Raw genomic sequence first — 17,093 nt, forward strand, 5'->3', positions numbered from 1 at the left:
CAGCTTTCAAGAACTCGCCGTTGCGGGGCGGCTGTTGTACGCCTCCACCTCCAGAAGCGGATGACCTGAGGTCAGAGCCCCGGTCGGCCAGGACAGGGTGACGGTCTGGGACTCGTCGGGCAGCAGCCACAGGTAGTTGTGGCTGTACAGCGTCGGCAGCACGCGCCGGCCGGTCGCGCCGTCCTTCAACGAGAGGCGGACCATCGCGGCGACGGCCGGACCGTGATTGCGGACGGTGGCGGTCAGTTCGGTACGGGTCCCGGAACGGGCCACGCGCCCGAGCGTCGCCGAGACCTTCGTCCTAGGCGCCTTGCCCAGTGCCTGCATGGCGGCCGGTGTGCGATAGCGCCAGTAGGTGTTGCGCGACAGGACCCGGCCGTCGCCGCCGGTCAGCGTCAGGCGCAGGAGATGCAGGTCCGGCAGGTCGTCGGTCCAGGCGGCGGTGAACGCCTTCGTGGTCGCAGCCGGTGCCACGTCCAGTCGGGCGCTCTTGTTCCCGCCGATCTGACGACCCGTCAGATCGATCAACTGGGCCGATACCACGGCGTTGTTGAGGCCGTCGCGCGTGTGGTTGACCGCGATGACCCGCCCTTCGGGATCGGCCTGGACATGGAGGGGCTCGCAGGCCGAACGGGCGCCGTAGTACGTGCCGTTGACGTCGAAGTCGTAGTCGTAGGTCTGCCAGACCGTGCTGTGCCAGGCAGGGTGGGACATCCACAGCATCAGGCCGCTGGCGTTGTCCCAGAGGTTCGCGTTCCAGGCCTCGAACATGGCGCGTGTGTTCTCGTAGTTGACGAACTGGGCCTTGCGCGCGAAGTCGTCCAGGCCGGTGGCCGTTCCGAGGCGCGCTTCTACGGCCGCCTTGTACGTCTGCGGTGCCTGGTTCCCGCGCTCGCTCCAGTCGTGGTAGTACCAGGCGCCGCGAATCGGCCACTCGGGCTCGTCGCCCGTCATGTTGCGCATGCTGGCGGCGGTGGAGACGACGGGCATACCGATCTCGGTGTGGAACCCAAAGTCCTTGCTGCCGTAGGTCGTTGGGTCGAAGTACTTCTCCGGTTCCACCCAGCCGTACGGTCCGCCGCCGGTGATGATGCCGCCGGCCGAGTTGTTCTGGTAGAGGATGCCGGGGGCCTGTCCCTCCACGGCCTCGCGCATGCCCTGGTCGATGGCGGCGGGCGGGTTGCCCTCGTTGGCGCCGCACCAGATGACCACGCTGGGGTGGATGCGGTAGCGCAGGACGGTGTCCCGGGCGATCGAGTTGAAGGCGTCGTGGTCCGGCGGGTCCATGCCCCACGCGTTGGGGAAGTCGTTCCACACCAGGATGCCGTGCTCGTCGCAGGCGGCGAAGAACTCCTCCCGGTCGGACGTGCCCACCCAGTTGCGGATCATGGTGAAGTTCATGTCGCGGTGCATCCGCACGGCCGCGTCCATCCGCTCCGGCGGCATACGGCGGAGCAGCTCGTCCCAGCCCCAGTTGCCGCCCCGGGCAAGGACCCGCACCCCGTTCACGCTGATCTTCAACGGGTCGGGGGTGTTGGACACCGACTTCACGTCGGTCCAGGTGTCCGCGTCGTCCGACACCTGGATCACATAGGTCTTCGGGTAGGCCGACTCCCAGAGGATGGCGACCCGGTCGAAACGTTTTGAGGCTCCGAGGTCGACCTGGATCCACTGGTGGTCCTCGTACTCCGAGGACCAACGGGTGCTCGTGTCACCGTCGGTGGCATGCGCGGCCGGGTGGTCGGGGTCCTCGGTGGACGCGGTCGTCTTCTGGTGCAGGGCCAGGTCGGTTCCGGGCGCGGTGCTGTCCACGACGCCGAGAGACCACAGGGAATTGCCCCAACTGGTATTGCGCAGCCCGCAGTTGATACGGACGTAGCGTGCGGTCCGGGCGGCGAAGTCCTCCACTTGCAGGCTCGCGTTGCCGTTGTCGAACGGCAGTGGAACCGCGCTGTTGTCCACCGGAGCGGCATCGGTCCAGGTGGCGTTGTCGGCGGAGACCTGCACCAAGTAGGTCTTCGCGTACGCCTGTTCCCAGACCAGGTCGACCCCGTCGAAGGACTGCACGGACCCCAGGTCGACCCGGATCCACTGGTCGTCCGTGTAGGCCGAGGACCAGCGTGTGCCGGGGTCGCCGTCGGTCACGTTGCCGGCGGCGTGGTCGTCCCCGTCCGTGCTCGAAGCGTCGGCGTGCGCGTGCAGGGCCAGGTCGGTGGCGGGATGAGCGCTGTCGCGTACGGCCAGGGTCCACAGGGAGTAGCCCCAACCGGAGGCCCTGGTCAGGCACTTGATGCGCACGTACCGGGCCTGTTGCCGGTCGAACGTCACGGACTGCGTATACGCGTCACCGGAGTTGCCGAACGGCAGCGGCACCTCGTACTCGTAGCCGAACTGCCGGATGCCGAAGCGGGTGGTGCGGCGATCGCTCTCGGCGCCGTCGAGCGTGGCGACCAGGGTGAGCTTGTGGAGAGTGGGGTCACCCAACCCGTTGGGCCACCACAACTCCGGGTCACGGAGCCGCAGTTGACCGAAGGCGTCAGGTGTGAACGTGACGTCGACGCTCTCGCCCGCCGGCACGGTGACGGCCTTGCTGACCCGCACGTCGTCGAAGACCGCCGAGACCGTCGTCCTGAGGTCGGCGGTGTCGGCGTTGCGAACCGGGACGACGATCGTCAGCTCGGCGACCGACACCTGGGGCAGGTTCGGCAGCACGGTGTCGACACGCGGGTCGCCGATCACGACATGGCCGGTCGTTCTCAGCCGGACGTGGTTCCAGATGCCGGCGGCCCGGTCGCGTACCGCCGGCATCCAGTCCCAGCCCGAAGAGGCCAGGTAGGTGGGGGAGTTGAGGTTCATCTGGTTGGCGCCCGCGTCCACCCAGGACTCGCCGGCGGGGCCCTTGTCGCCGGGGCTGCCGGGTACCGGCATGGGCGTGATCTTCACCGCGAGCGCGTTCGCGCCGCCCTTGGAGAGCAACTCGGTCACGTCGTGGGCCGAGCGGGCGAACGGGTAGGTCAGACCGCCCACATGGTGACCGTTGAGCCAGATGTCGGCCGTGTGGTTGATGCCGTCGAACTCCAGCCAGGTCCGGCGCCCGGTCCCGGTGCGCAGACCGCGCGGCAGCTCGAACTCCCGCCTGTACCACCACGCATGACGTGACAGTGCCTCGGGGATGTGGAGGTTGTTCAGTCCGGCCACGGGGTCGGGCAGCTTGCCCTGGTCCACGAGTGAGCCGAGGACCGTGCCGGGGACGGTGGCCGGCAGCCAACTGCTGGTGTCCACGGACGTCTTCGACACCTTTGTGCCGTCGCCCTCGGCCCAGTCGTCCAGTGTCAGTCGCCAGCCGGACTCCACCGGGACCGTGCCGTCCTCGGCCACCGTCAGCTTGGGCGCCGGTCCGGAGTGGGTGCCCCAGTCCGTCCAGCCCGTGGCCGACGGCCGGTGGCCGGCGACGGTGCCGTAGACCTCGAAGCCGTTCAGGCCAAGGGGGTTGGGGTTGGAGCGCCGGGTCGAGGTCAGCCGTATCCAGCGGGCGGTGACCGGGCGCGGGGGCTGGATGTCCACCACTCCGCCCGTGCCCGCCGTGGTGCGGTACACGCTGGTCCAGGTCCTGTGGTCGGTCGATGTCTCGACGACGCACTCGACCGAGTAACTGGACTGGATCTCCTTGCCTGTTGTGCCGTCGGCCGGATTGCCCGTGGTGGGAGGCGTGAACACCGGGTCGCTCGCGTCGGCCTCGAAGGTGAGACGGATCGACGTGACGGCGCACGCGGCCTGCAGGTCGATCGCGATCCACTGCGGGTCGCCCGCCGCCGCCCGCCATCCGCTGCCGCGCACACCCGGCGAGGCGAGCCGGTCCACCACGAACGAACCCGGGGTCGGCGCGTAGGCCGTCGAGGAGACGGACACGGGGCGGTGGAGCGCGAGTTCGCCGGGTGTGCCGGGGGAGGAGGGCACGGTCGTCGTGCCGCTGTCGGCGGCGGTGGCGGTCGACATGGGCAGCAGGGAACCCAGCCCGAATCCCGCCAGCAGGGTGGAACCCGTCTTGACGACGGAGCGACGCGACAGGCGTGGCGAACCCGATTGATCTGTCATGAGCGTGATGTCCCATCAAACGTCGGCGGCACTGACAACGTTGCCAAAGGCTGTGACGCGAGGGAAGCTGTGTCAACCCCTGAAGCGGCCTTCTAATAAATTAGGAATTAATATTGACAGGGTTTCGGTCGCGCGCCACAGTCATCGCCGTGACGCCGGAAGCCCCCTGTCGCAGTGCGGCCCGCGCCACGTCCTCCTGCTTCCCAACCCTCGGGAGAGGCAAGTGACTTCACATCCGCAGGTCCGCACACCCGCGGCTTCGAGACGGACGCGCCGCGCCATCGTCGTCGCCATCGCGACCGTACTGGCGGCGACCGCCGCTCCGGTGGCCACGGCACAGACCGGCGTCGACCAGGGCGCACCCGACTACTACGACAGCGGTCTCGCGCCGACGCCGTACATGGGCTGGAACACCTACTACGGGCTGGGCGCGCCCACTGAGCAACAAGTGCGCTCCGTCGCGGACAAGCTGGTCAACAGCGGTCTGCGGGACGCCGGTTACGACATCGTGTGGCTCGACGGCGGCTGGCAGGCCGACAATCCGCGTGACGCGAACGGGCGGTTGGTCGCCAATCCGGACCGATTCCCGTCCGGCATCCCTGCGTTGGTCTCCTACCTGCACAAGCGCGGCCTGAAGGCGGGCATCTACACCGACGCCGGCACGTACGACGGCGGCAAGAGCTGCGGGCTGGGCAGCAGGGGCCACTACGACGCGGACGCAAGGCAGTTCGCCGGCTGGAAGATCGACGCGGTCAAGGTCGACTTCCTGTGCGGGATCGGCGCCAAGCTCGATCCGGGCCCGGCCTTCAAGGAGTTCAGCGACGCGGTCGCCAAGTCCGGCCGCAAGATGCTGCTGAACCTGTGCAACCCGCTCACCGACGACTGGGGCCTGCCGCACACACCCGAGCAGGACGCGCACAACACGTACGTCTACGGCCCGACGATCGCCGACTCCTGGCGCACCGGCACGGACATCGCCTGGGGCACTCCGAGCCCCGGTCAGTGGCCCAACATCCTGCGCAACATGGACGCCAACGCCTGGCACCCCGAGGCGCAGGGACCCGGGCACTACAACGACCCGGACTACCTCATCCCGATGCGCCAAATGGCGGACGGCGCCCTGGAGTTGACCCAGGAGGAGTCCACCACGCAGTACGTGATGTGGGCCGAGATGGGCTCGCCGCTCGTCCTGGGTTCCGACCCGCGCACCCTGTCCGACTCGATGCTCGCCACCCTGCGCAACCCGGAGATCATCGCCGTCGACCAGGACCCGCTAGCCGTCCAGGGCGTCCGCGTGGCCAGCGACTCCATCGGCGACGTCTACAGCAAGGTCCTCACCGGTGACGGCCGACGCGCGGTCGTCCTGCTCAACCGGTCCGACCAACCCGCCCTGCGCACCGTGCAGTTCGCGGATGCTGGGCTCGGCGGGCCGGTCCGGGTGCGTGACCTGCGGGCTCGCGCCGACCGGGGTACGTACGCGGGTTCGTACACCGTCGAGGTCCCCGCGCACGGCACCGCGCTCCTGAAGCTGACCGGGGCGGACGCCCTGCCCGGTACGAACCTGGGCCAGAAGGCCACGGCGAGCCCGGCCGTCGTCCGTGACGGCGACACGCTCACCACCTTCCTGCGCGGACCGCACGGCTCGCTCGTGCAGCAGGCCGACGGCAGGACGCGCGACCTCGGCGGTCCGCCGAAGGGCGAGATCCTCGGCCAGCCCGCCGCCTACGCCTCGGCCGTCGGCCGGATCGATGTCTTCGTGCGCGGCACCGACTCCCGGGTGTACCGGCGGGTCTACGCCGCCGGCCGCTGGGGAGCGTGGCAGAGCCTGGGCGGCCGGGTGGCCGACGCCCCGTCGGTCGCGTTCACCGATCCCGCGCACTGGACGCTGTTCGCCACCGGCACGGACGGGCAGGTCGTGCAGCGCGGGCCGTCGACCGGCTGGACCTCGCTCGGCGCACCCGGTGACCGGGCGTTGTACGGGCGGCCGTCCGCTGCCGTGGACGCTCAAGGGCGGGTGACGATCGCCGTGCGCAGCGCGGCCGACGACGTGTGGACGCGGTCCCGGGATCTGTCGGGGGAGTGGTCGCCGTGGGCGTCGGTCGGCGGGACCGTCAGCGGGAGTCCGACGCTGGTCGCCGTAGGGGATGCCGTGGTGCTGTACGCGCGGGCCGCCGACTACACGCTCTGGCAGCAGCGGTACGAGAACGGCGCGTGGCAGGGCTGGACCAAGCAACCGGCGTTCCCCAGCGCGGCGTTCGACGGTGCGCTCGGGGCGGTGGCCGGACCGGGTGGGGCGGTCGACGCGGTGTACCGCGGAGTCGACGGCTATGTGCACCTGACCCAGTTCAACTAAATTAGTAATTATTCTTGACGTGGTGGGGACGCCACGTGAACCTGGAACCGCGTGCATCTGGATCCGCGCGGGATCCACAGGGAGCCATCCATGACGAATCATCAGCCCGACCGACGCCGGTTCCTCGCCGGACTCGGTGCCGCGGGGACGGCGGCGCTGCTCAGCGGCTGTGTCACCTCGACCTCTTCCAGCAAGAGTTCCTCGAAGGGCGCGGTGACCCTCCAGTCCAACCTCTCCGCCCCGCAGGCCAAGGCCGCGATGGAGGACCTCGTCGCCGCCTACGCCAAGAAGGGCTCCGACCGCGCGAGCCTCAACACGGTCGCCGCGGAGACCTTCCGCACCCAGCTGCCGACGTACCTCACCTCGGCCAACCCGCCGGACGTCTACACCTGGTACCCCGGCTCGGTCGCGGAGGCCTACGCCAAGAAGAACCTGCTGCTCGACCTCGATGACGCATGGTCCTCGTCGCCGGACCTCAAGCGGTACTCCAAGGCGCTCAACTCGCTCTGCACGTCGACGAGTTCGGGCAAGAGGGTCTTCGTGCCCACCACCTACTACTGGTGGGGCATGTTCTACCGGAAGTCCAACTTCGCCAAGTGGGGCGTGAGCGAGCCCAAGAGCTGGGACGACTTCCTCGACCTGTGCGACAAGCTCAGGAGCAAGGGCGTCACCCCGATCGGGCTGGGTGCCGGCGGCGGCACGGCCTGGGTGGCCTCGGCGTGGTTCGACTACCTCGACATCCGGATCAACGGCGCCGAGTACCACCGCCAACTCCTCGCGGGAAAGCACCGGTTCGACGACCCCGAGGTGCGCAAGGTCTTCGACCGCTGGCAGGAGGTGCTGCCGTACTTCGACCCGAACGGCGCCGCCGTCGCCTTCCAGGACGCCACGACCTCGCTGCTCAACGGCCGTAGCGGCATGATGCTCATCGGTACCTTCTTCGCCGACGCGGCACCGAAGAACGCCCTGGACGACATCGACTTCTTCCGCTTCCCGGTCATCGACGCGAAGGTTCCGCTCGCCGAAGAGGCGCCCACGGACGGCTACTTCGCCAGTGCCCGCACCGGCCGGCACGACCAGGTGATCGACCTGATGAAGTACCTCGCCACCGCCGAGGCCCAGGAGATCTACATCAAGGGCTCCTCCGGCACCGTCCTGCCCTGCAACCCCGCCGCGAAGGACGCCGGCACCGCGCTGGTCAAGAAGGGCCGCAAGCATGTCGATTCGGCTGTCGAGATCACCCAGTTCTTCAACCGGGACTCCAGCGACGCCCTCCAGCCCACCGCGGACAACGCGTTGACGAAGTTCCTGGCCAAGCCCAAGTCGATCGGGAGCATCCTCACCGACTGGCAGCGCGACGCCGAGAAGATCTGGAACGCGTGACATGGCCGTGCTGACCGCGCCCGACCGGAAGTCCCCGGCCCGAACGCCCGCCGAGGGCAAGCGGGTTCGGGGCCCCCGGCGCACACCCCCGCTGGTGCTCGCCTTCGTCCTCGTGCCGCTTCTCGTCGAGGCGGTGTGGGTGTTCTGGCCCGCCGTGCAGGGCTTCTACCTCGCCCTCACCGACTGGGACGGCGTCTCCACACCGACGTTCGTGGGCCTGGGCAACTTCCGGGAGATGGCCCACGACGACGTCTTCCGCAGCGCGGCCGGCCACACCGTCCTCTGGCTGGTCCTCTTCGGCGGCCTGTCCGCCCTGCTCGGCCTCGCCGCCGCACTCCTGCTCCAACAGGAGCGCCGTGGCGTCGGCTTCTACCGCGCGGCCCTGTTCCTGCCGGTCGTCTTCTCCCTGGTCGCCACCGCCCTGGTCTGGCAGGCGATCTACCAGCCCGACGGTGTCCTCAACCAACTCCTGCAATCCGCAGGCCTGGGCAGCCTGCGCCACGCGTGGCTCGCCGACCAGGACACCGCCCTGTACGCCGTGATCGTGCCCGCGCTCTGGCGCCAGATCGGCTACGTCATGGTCCTCTACCTGGCCGGCCTCAAGGGCATCGACCCGGCCCTGTACGAGGCCGCGAAGGTCGACGGTGCGAGTGCGTGGCAGCGCCTGCGGCACGTCACCCTGCCTCAACTGCGCAGTGTCAACGCGGTGGTTCTGTCCGTCATCGTCATCGACTCGCTGCGCTCCTTCGACGTCGTGTGGTCCCTGACCCGCGGCGGCCCCTACCACTCCTCCGAGCTGCTGAGCACCTACATGTACTCAACCGCCTTCCAGTCCCTGCGACTTGGCTACGGCTCCGCACTCGCCGTCGTCATCTTCGTGCTGGCCTTCGGCGTCATCTGCTCCTACCTCGTCCGCGCGTTCCGGGAGGCCGACTGATGTCCGCCAACTCCACGGCCCTGCGCCGCAAGCGGGCCGCGACCGCCGGATTCCACCTGGGCGCGGGGGCGTTGGCGGTCCTGTGGCTGCTGCCCATCGCCCTGGTCCTGGTGACCAGCCTGCGCTCCTTCGACGACATCGCCGCCCACGGCCTGGGCAGTTGGCCGCACTCCTTCACCCTCGGCAACTTCCACCAGGCCTGGGTCGACGGCGGCCAACAGCGCGCCCTCATCAACAGCCTGATCGTCACCATCCCCTGCGTCCTGATCACGCTGGCCCTCGCCGCGATGGCCGCCTTCGCCCTCAGCCGCTACGAACTCCCCTTCCGCCGCTCCCTGTTGCTCCTCATGCTCGGCGGCAACCTGCTCCCGCCGCAGATCCTCCTCATCCCGGTGTCCAAGCTCAGCGAAGTGATGGGCATCTTCGACGCCCTGCCCGCACTCATCGGCGTACAGATCGGCTTCGGCGTCGGCTTCTACGTCTTCGTCCTGCACGGATTCATGCGGTCGATCCCGGCGGAGATCCAACAGGCGGCGGTCGTCGACGGCGCCGGCCCCTGGCAGATCTTCTGGCGGATCATCCTCCCGCTGACTCGCCCCGCCCTGGCCGCGCTCAGCGCCCTGTCCTTCACCTGGATCTTCAACGACCTGCTCTGGGCCATCACCGTGCTGCGCAGCGACACCAAGATGCCCATCACGGCCGCGCTCATCGGACTTCAGGGTCAGTACGTGTCGATGTGGAACGTCATCGCGGCCGGATCCGTCATCGCCGCCGCACCCACGGTCGCCGTGTTCCTGCGCTTCCAGCGGCACTTCGTGGCCGGGCTCAACCTCGGGGCGGTCAAGTGACGTACCAGCGCTGGACCTTGCGCACGGAGAACACCAGCTACACCGTGCGCCTGTCCCCGGACGGCCCGTGGGCCGAGCTCGACGCGTGGGGACCGCTCGGCGTCGAGGACGGCCCCTCCGCCCTGGACTGGTCGAGACGCACGCACTTCATCACGCCCGCCGACGCGGCACCGGCCGAGTATCTGCCGTACGGGCTACGGCCGTTCACCGGATCGGAGCTGGTCGCGTCGCGTCCGGACGGCGAAGGCCGGGGAGTGTGGTGGGAGTTCGCAGGCGCCGAAGCGGACGAGGGAACCCTACGACTCGCCTTCCACGACGAGCAGTTGGGCCTCCGGACCGTCCTCCACTACGAGACCGTCCCGGGCACGGACGTGATCCTCCGCTGGACAGAGTTCACCGCCACGGACGAACTCCGCCTGGAACGCCTCGACTCGGCGGCCGTGAACATCCCCGTCACCGGAGTCGCCCGCCTGACCTACCTCGCGGGCCAGTGGTCGCAGGAGTTCCAGCACACCCAACTCGACCTGCCCAGAGGCACGTTCACCATCGGCAGCCTGCAAGGGGTACCGGGACACGCGTACGCGCCCTGGCTCGCGGTGCGGGACGGTGAGTCACCGGCCGCGTACGGCATCGCCCTCGCCTGGCCCGGCAACTGGCACATCACCGCCGAGGCCGAACCCGGCGGAGCCGTGCGGGTACGGGCGGGCCGCGTCCCGCACGAGGGAGCGGTGATCCTCGCACCCGGCGAGACCCTCACCACTCCCCAACTCGCCTGCGCCTTCAGCCCGGAGGGCCTCGACGGGCTCTCGCGCGTCTGGCACCGCTACGAACGACACCTCTCCGGCGAGCGCCTGCACCGCCCCCGCAAGGTTCTCTACAACTCCTGGGAAGCCACCGGCTTCGACGTCGACGCGGCCGCGCAACTGGAGCTGGCGAAGACAGCCGCCGACATCGGGGCCGAGCTGTTCGTCGTGGACGACGGCTGGTTCACCGGACGCGCCGACGACACCGGGGGACTGGGGGACTGGTGGCCCGACCCGGCCGCCTTTCCGCAGGGCTTCGACCAATTCATCGCGGACGTAAGGGCGTTGGGCCTGGACTTCGGTCTGTGGATCGAGCCCGAGGCCGTCAGCCCCGGTAGCCGTCTGTACGCCGAACACCCCGAGTGGGTCTACCGGATCGAGGGCCGCCCCGGCCGACTCGTCCGCAACCAGCTCCTCCTCGACCTCGGCCGGACCGACGTCCAGGACTTCGTCATCGGGACGCTCGACCGACTGCTCGGCACCTACGCCATCAGCTACCTCAAGTGGGACATGAACCGCCCGCCCACCGAGCGCGGTCGCCCCGGTGCCGGCCGCGTGGACCTGGACGCCGAGCATGCCGCCGGATACCTGCGCGTTCTCGACCACCTCCGTGCCGCCCACCCCACCGTCACCGTCGAGGGCTGCGCGGGCGGTGGCGGGCGGATCGAGCACGCGACCCTCGCGCGCACCGACGTGGTCTGGCCCAGCGACAACACCGCACCGCTGGACCGGCTTTCAACCCAGTACGGCTTCCTGCACGCGCACGCCCCGCACGTCATGAGCTCGTGGGTGACCGACGCGCCCGGTGTCTTCGATCCACGCCCGCGCAGCCTCGCCTTCCGCTTCGTCAACGCCATGTGCGGGGTGCTGGGCGTCGGCGCCGACCTGCGCGCGTGGACGCCGGAGCAGCGGGCCGAGGCCGCTCGGTGGATCGGCCGGTACAAGGAGGTGCGGGACGTGATCCACCATGGTGAGGCACGGCTCCTCGGTACGCCGGAGGAGCCGACCTGTGGGGTGCAGTACGACGCCGGGGACCGGACCGTCGTCGCCGCGCTGAGCACCGGGCGGCTCGACGGGGCGCCGCTCGTGCCGGGGCGTCCCGACCGGCTCCGGCTGCGGGGGCTCGACCCGACGGCTCGCTATCGGGACACGGCGACGGGGACGACGTACAGCGGAGCCCATCTGCTGCACTACGGGCTGCCGTTCGCGTGGAGCGCCGATCATGACGCCGACCTGATCGTGCTGATGCGTGCGTGAGCCCCTTATGTTTCAGCAAGGCCTTACTCGTGAACAACGCGCAGGACGCGAAGGAGTCGAACCCCGATGGACCAGTCCGTACGACGGCACGGCGCCCGGTTCACCGGCCGCACGGCCGTGGTCACCGGAGCGGCCTCCGGCATCGGAGCCGCCACGGCCGTACGCCTCGCCGAGGAGGGAGCAGCCGTCGTGCTCGTCGACATCGCCGAGGAGCGGGGTGAGGCGGTGGCGGAGCGGATCGGCAAGGACGGCGGGCGGGCCCGGTTCGTGGCCGCCGATGTCGCGGTCGAGGGCGACTGGGCGCGGATCGTCACGGCCGCGCACGGCTTCGGGCCCGTCGACGTCCTCGTCAGCAACGCGTTCACCGTCGACGTCAGCCCGGCTCACGAGATGACCCTGCCGTCCTGGCAGCGGCAGCTCGACGTCAATCTGACCGCCAGCTTCCTCGGGTTCCGGGCGGTGCTGCCCGATCTGGAGGAGCGGCGGGGCGCGGTGGTGCTGACCTCGTCCGTGCACGCCCACAAGGGCATCCCCGGGCATCCCGCCTACGCCGCCGCCAAGGGCGCTCTGCTCTCACTCTGTAGCCAACTCGCCGTCGAATACGGGCCAGTTGTGCGCGTCAACGCCGTCCTGCCGGGACCGATACTGACCGCCGCCTGGGACAGGGTGCCGCCCGAGGAACGGGAACGCAGCATCGCCGAGACGGCCGTACGCCGCTTCGGCACGCCCGAGGAAGTGGCCGCGGCCATAGCGTTCCTCAGCGCCGACGAAGCCTCCTTCATCACCGGGACGAGTCTCGTGGTGGACGGCGGCTGGAGCGTTGTCAAGGCCTCCGCATGACCACGCTCCCCAACCAGCAGAAAGGCTGTACGACATGACGCCCTATGCCCGTCGAGGCGTCCACGGCCAGACCGTGGAACTCCTCGCCCGCCGCATCCTGGGCGGTGAGATCGCCGAAGGGGCCACGCTCGATCTCGTGGCGCTGCAGAGCGAGTTGGACGTGAGCCTGACCGCGCTGCGCGAGTCGCTCAAAGTGCTCGCGGCCAAAGGAATGGTCGACGCCCGGCAGCGGCGCGGCACCTTCGTGCGCCCCCGCGCCGAGTGGAACCTGCTCGACGCCGACGTGCTGCGCTGGCAGTTCGAGGGCGCCTCCACCAGCGAGTCCGACCGGGCGCTGCTGCACAACCTCGCCGAAGTGCGCGCCATCATCGAACCCGCCGCCGTACGGCTGGCCGCTCAGCGCCGCACCGACGCGGACCTGGTCGCCCTGGACGGCGCCCTCGACGCGATGGGGGAGCGGGGCAGCGGCGCGGCCCACGCCGTCGAGGCCGACCTCGCCTTCCACCGCGCCCTGCTCGCCGCCACCCACAACGAACTCCTCGAACGCATGGAGATGGTGATCGAGTCCGGCCTCGCGCACCGCGACCGGATCGTGCACAGCGCCCCGCACAGCGAGGACCCGGTCCCGGCCCACCGCGCCGTCCTGGACGCCGTACGCGACCAGGACCCGCAGGCCGCCGAGGCCGCGATGCGAGCCCTGCTCGACCAGGCCGGCCGCGACCTGGACCGCCTGGACGGCTCCGAAGAAGAGGGTTCCCACGTGGACTCCGCACAGGACTCCGAAGAAACGGAAGGCTCCCGGTCTCAGTGAAGATCACCCGTGTCGAGACCTTCCTCGTCCCGCCCCGCTGGCTGTTCTGCCGCGTCGAGACCGACGACGGCGTGGTCGGCTGGGGCGAACCGGTTGTCGAAGGGCGCGCCGAAGTCGTGCGCGCCGCCGTCGACGTCCTGGCCGAACACCTCGTCGGCCAGGACCCGTTGCGCATCCAGGACCATTGGCAGGTCATGTCCAAGGGCGGCTTCTACCGGGGCGGCCCGATCCTCTCCAGCGCCGTCGCGGGCCTCGACCAGGCGTTGTGGGACATCGCCGGGAAGACCTACGGTGCCCCCGTGCACGCCCTCTTGGGCGGTCCCGTGCGCGACCGCGTCCGGGTCTACGCCTGGGTCGGCGGCGACGAACCCGCCCAGCTCAGCGAGCAGATAGCCGCCCAGGTCGAGGCCGGTTTCACCGCCGTGAAGATGAACGCCGCCGGCGCCACCTCGCCGATCCCCACCCCCGCCGAGACTGCCGCGATCGTCGCCCGCGTGGCCGCCGCCCGTGAGGCACTCGGCCCCGAGCGCGATGTCGCCGTCGACTTCCACGGCCGCTTCACCGCCGCCGGTGCCCGCCGCGTCCTCGCCGAACTCGCCCTGCTGCACCCGCTGTTCGTCGAGGAACCCGTCCTGCCCGAGCACGGCCGGCAACTGGCCGGCCTCGTCGCGTCGAGCCCGATACCGCTCGCCACCGGCGAACGCCTTTATGGCCGCGCCGAGTTCCTGCCCGCACTCGCCGCGGGCATCGCCGTCGCCCAGCCCGACCTGTCCCACGCCGGCGGCATCTCGGAGGTCCACCGCATCGCCTCCCTCGCGGAGGCCTACGGCGCCCAGCTCGCCCCGCACTGCCCGCTCGGCCCGATCGCACTGGCGGCCAGCCTGCAGGTCGCCTTCGCCACCCCCAACTTCCTCATCCAGGAGCAGAGCCGGGGCATCCACTACAACAAGGACGCGGACCTGCTCTCGTACCTCGTCGATCCGGCGCCGTTCCGGTTCGTCGACGGTCACGCGGTGCGCGGTGACGCCCCCGGCCTCGGCATCACCATTGACGAGACCGCCGTACGTGCCGCCGACCGCACCGGACACGCCTGGCGCAACCCCGTGTGGCGGCACCCCGACGGCTCCTTCGCGGAGTGGTGACCGTGCCGCTGGACATCGTCATCAACCGTGCCCACGGCGGGCGTTGGACCTCATTGCGTACCACGGGAACGGGACGCGAATGGCTCTGGCGGCGTGCCGCGCCCGAGCGGGACAACGTCTCCCCCGGCGACAGCTTCGTGGACGCGGGCGGACTGGAGGAGTGCGTGCCGACGGTCCGGGGCGATCCCGACCACGGTGACGCCTGGTCAAGACCCTGGACACGGGAGGCAGCGGCGGATGTCCTTCGCTGCGACCGCTTCAGCCTGGCGCGCACGGTGCGTGCCACCGCCGACGGGGCCGTGGCCGACTACGTCCTGACGGCCGACGTGGGCTTCCGCTTCGTGTGGGCCGCCCATGCCCTGCTCGACCTGTCCGACCGTGCCGGGCTGCACATCCGTAACGGAGCGCGTACCCGGCTTTTCCCCGAAGCGGCACCGCTGTTGGACCGTGCGTGGCCGGACGGTGCCACTTGGGCGGAGGGCGACTGGCCCGCACCGTGCGGACTGCGCCTGGACCGGTTCGGCCCGGACGACGGCACCGCCGTAGGAGCCGTCGTGGACGCTTCTCACTGCTGCGTCCACGACCGGGCCGACCGGCTCTCACTCGCCCTCGAAGCCGATGGACAGCCCCTGTCCATCGCGCTCTGGCGCAACCTGGGCGGCTTTCCCGCCCGACACCCCTACCGCAGCACGGGCGTCGAACCGATGCTCGGCCGCGTCTTCGACCTCGCCGAGGCGGGGCCGGATGACGCCGTCCGGGTACCCGCCTCGGGCGAAGTGCGGTGGCGGCTGACGCTGACCACGAACTGCCGTTGTTCCTGAACCGACCTGTACAGGAAGGGAATTCGTCACATGGATCTGCGAGCGGCCCTGGCCGCACACCGCCTCGTCGCGATCATCCGCGGCACCGATCCCGAGGCCGCGGTACGCACCGTACTGACCCTCGCCGAGGAGGGCGTCGAACTGATCGAGGTCTCCCTGACCGGTACGGACGCCCTGTCCGTCATCGAGCGGGCGCGCAAGGAACTCGGCCCCGGCCGACCCCTCGGCGCCGGTACGGTCCTGACCGCCGATGACGCCCGTGCCGCCCATCGGGCCGGCGCGAACTTCGCCGTCACCCCCGCACTGGGGGACGGCATCCGCGAGGCGCACCGGCTCGAACTGCCGGTCATCGCGGGGGTGTTGACCCCCACCGAGATCCTCGCCGCACGCCCCCTCGGTGTCGCCGCACTGAAGATCTTCCCGGCCGCGGAGGCCGGCGGTCCCGCCTATCTCAAGGCGTTGCGCGGACCGTTCCCGCACGAGGTGTTCGTCCCGGTGGGCGGCGTCGACGAGTTGGCCGCGCGGGAGTATCTGAACGTCGGAGCGACCGCCGTCGGCGTCGGCTCGCCCCTGGTCGGCGACGCGGCCGACGGCGGCAGCCTGACCGCGCTGCGCGCCCGGACTCGCGCTCTGCTGACCGTCGTAGAGGAATCCTCGTCCGCGCGGGAGGTGTCGTGACGAACGGATGGCGGTCGGCCCAGGGCGGGGTCGTCTGTATCGGGGAGACCATGGCGGCCCTTGCCCCGGACCCGTCCTCGTCGCTGGAGTGTGCCGCCGATCTGCGGGTGTCGGTGGCCGGGGCCGAGTCGAATGTGGCCATGTATCTGGCCGACCTGGGGATTCCCGTCTCGTGGCTCTCGGCCGTCGGGGACGACGCGTTGGGGCGGCGGGTGCGTGCCGAAGTGGGTGCGGCAGGGGTCGATGTGAGCGGTGTGCGGTTCGATCCGGAGCGGCCCACGGGACTGCTCGTGAAGGAGCCGACCGGGGCGCGGACCCGGGTCCACTACTACCGCGGCAACTCGGCGGCCTCGGCGATGGGACCCGACGTACTCGACGACGACAGACTGAGATCGGCCGCCGTCCTCCATCTCACGGGCGTGACACCGGCGTTGTCCCCGTCCTGCCGGAGCCTGGTGGCCACCGCGCTCACCGTTCCGGCCGCTGAACGGTCGTACGCCATCAGCTTCGACGTCAACCACCGTCCCGCGCTGTGGCCGCCCGGTACGGCCGCCACCGTTCTGCGCGACCTGGCCGACCGGGCCGACATCACCTTCGTCGGCCTCGACGAGGCGCGGGAGTTGTGGGACGCGGACCTCCGACCGGCCGACGTACGGGCGCTGTTGCCGCACCCGCGCCTCCTCGTCGTCAAGGACGGCGGCCATTCCGCCATCGCCTTCAGCGACGAAGGTGTGCGGACCGTGCCCGCGCTGGACACGGACGTGGTGGAACCCGTCGGCGCGGGCGACGCGTTCGCCGCCGGAGTTCTGACCGGGCTGCTGCGCGGGGACGGGATCGAGCGTGCGCTGCGGTTGGGACACATCACGGCGGCATCCGCCCTCAAGGTGACCGCCGATCACGGGCCGCTGCCGGACAGCGCCCGGATCGAGCGGCTTCTTGAGCTTCCGACGAGCGAATGGGCGGCCGGGGCCGGGAGCAGTCTCCGCGGGTGAGCAGGCGCGTCGTCGTGCCCGGTCAGGGATGGGGTGACGCGTCGACGTCGCCCGACTCAGGAGGATCGGGCAGGGCATCCGTGGCGTTGGGGGTGGGGGAGACCGACGGGCGGTTCGCGGGCCTGACCGGTGG

The 17,093-nt window shown here is 70.3% G+C and carries 12 protein-coding genes; 11 read left to right on the plus strand and 1 reads right to left on the minus strand.

All coding sequences use genetic code 11. From position 1 onward, the window contains the following. Nucleotides 1-6 precede the first annotated feature (6 nt). A complete protein-coding gene (locus tag AC31A1_RS10805; RefSeq protein WP_489653058.1) occupies nt 7-4,095 on the minus strand; it encodes a discoidin domain-containing protein in 4,089 nt (1,362 codons plus the stop codon). A 223-nt stretch (nt 4,096-4,318) separates the two neighbouring features. Between AC31A1_RS10805 and AC31A1_RS10810 the strand changes: the two genes are divergently transcribed. From AC31A1_RS10810 to AC31A1_RS10860, 11 genes are all read left to right on the plus strand, one after another. Beyond that, nucleotides 4,319-6,448: a DUF8189 domain-containing protein gene (locus AC31A1_RS10810; RefSeq protein WP_489653059.1), complete on the plus strand. Its 2,130-nt coding sequence runs from the start codon at nt 4,319-4,321 to the stop codon at nt 6,446-6,448. A 90-nt stretch (nt 6,449-6,538) separates the two neighbouring features. After that, nucleotides 6,539-7,831, plus strand: coding sequence for an ABC transporter substrate-binding protein (locus AC31A1_RS10815; protein ID WP_489653060.1), 1,293 nt, complete (start codon nt 6,539-6,541; stop codon nt 7,829-7,831). Nucleotide 7,832: 1 nt separating this feature from the next. Continuing rightward, entirely contained in the window at nt 7,833-8,768 is a 936-nt protein-coding gene (locus AC31A1_RS10820) for a carbohydrate ABC transporter permease (RefSeq protein ID WP_489653061.1), read from the plus strand. Then, entirely contained in the window at nt 8,768-9,616 is an 849-nt protein-coding gene (locus AC31A1_RS10825; RefSeq protein WP_489653062.1) for a carbohydrate ABC transporter permease, read from the plus strand. The genes AC31A1_RS10820 and AC31A1_RS10825 overlap by 1 nt, the downstream gene beginning before the upstream one ends. Further along, the gene (locus AC31A1_RS10830; protein WP_489653063.1) at nt 9,613-11,676 is read left to right on the plus strand and encodes an alpha-galactosidase; all 2,064 of its coding nucleotides are present in this window, start codon (nt 9,613-9,615) and stop codon (nt 11,674-11,676) included. The genes AC31A1_RS10825 and AC31A1_RS10830 overlap by 4 nt, the downstream gene beginning before the upstream one ends. A gap of 66 nt (nt 11,677-11,742) precedes the next feature. Further along, nucleotides 11,743-12,516: an SDR family NAD(P)-dependent oxidoreductase gene (locus AC31A1_RS10835; RefSeq protein WP_489653064.1), complete on the plus strand. Its 774-nt coding sequence runs from the start codon at nt 11,743-11,745 to the stop codon at nt 12,514-12,516. A gap of 34 nt (nt 12,517-12,550) precedes the next feature. Then, a complete protein-coding gene (locus AC31A1_RS10840) occupies nt 12,551-13,327 on the plus strand; it encodes a FadR/GntR family transcriptional regulator (RefSeq protein ID WP_489653065.1) in 777 nt (258 codons plus the stop codon). Continuing rightward, nucleotides 13,324-14,469 (plus strand): galactonate dehydratase, encoded by a 1,146-nt coding sequence (dgoD, locus tag AC31A1_RS10845; RefSeq protein WP_489653066.1) that lies wholly within the window; start codon nt 13,324-13,326, stop codon nt 14,467-14,469. The genes AC31A1_RS10840 and dgoD overlap by 4 nt, the downstream gene beginning before the upstream one ends. Further along, complete coding sequence (locus tag AC31A1_RS10850) at nt 14,466-15,290, plus strand: hypothetical protein (protein ID WP_489653067.1); 825 nt, start codon at nt 14,466-14,468, stop codon at nt 15,288-15,290. The genes dgoD and AC31A1_RS10850 overlap by 4 nt, the downstream gene beginning before the upstream one ends. Before the next feature lie 30 nt (nt 15,291-15,320). Further along, on the plus strand, nt 15,321-15,968 hold the full coding sequence (locus AC31A1_RS10855) for a bifunctional 4-hydroxy-2-oxoglutarate aldolase/2-dehydro-3-deoxy-phosphogluconate aldolase (RefSeq protein ID WP_489653068.1): 648 nt from the start codon (nt 15,321-15,323) through the stop codon (nt 15,966-15,968). After that, nucleotides 15,965-16,960, plus strand: a complete 996-nt coding sequence (locus AC31A1_RS10860; protein WP_489653069.1) for a sugar kinase — start codon at nt 15,965-15,967, stop codon at nt 16,958-16,960. Before AC31A1_RS10855 ends, AC31A1_RS10860 begins: the two co-directional genes overlap by 4 nt. Nucleotides 16,961-17,093: the final 133 nt, after the last annotated feature.

It is taken from the genome of Streptomyces sp. P5F9 (genome assembly GCF_057961495.1).

What these genes read in the sequence shown, in the direction of transcription:
- AC31A1_RS10815 (WP_489653060.1), top strand. Translation starts at nt 6,539, where the DNA reads ATGACGAATCATCAGCCCGACCGACGCCGGTTCCTCGCCGGACTCGGT.
- AC31A1_RS10855 (WP_489653068.1), top strand. Translation starts at nt 15,321, where the DNA reads ATGGATCTGCGAGCGGCCCTGGCCGCACACCGCCTCGTCGCGATCATC.
- AC31A1_RS10835 (WP_489653064.1), top strand. Translation starts at nt 11,743, where the DNA reads ATGGACCAGTCCGTACGACGGCACGGCGCCCGGTTCACCGGCCGCACG.
- AC31A1_RS10805 (WP_489653058.1), bottom strand. Translation starts at nt 4,095, where the DNA reads ATGACAGATCAATCGGGTTCGCCACGCCTGTCGCGTCGCTCCGTCGTC.
- AC31A1_RS10820 (WP_489653061.1), top strand. Translation starts at nt 7,833, where the DNA reads ATGGCCGTGCTGACCGCGCCCGACCGGAAGTCCCCGGCCCGAACGCCC.
- AC31A1_RS10840 (WP_489653065.1), top strand. Translation starts at nt 12,551, where the DNA reads ATGACGCCCTATGCCCGTCGAGGCGTCCACGGCCAGACCGTGGAACTC.
- AC31A1_RS10825 (WP_489653062.1), top strand. Translation starts at nt 8,768, where the DNA reads ATGTCCGCCAACTCCACGGCCCTGCGCCGCAAGCGGGCCGCGACCGCC.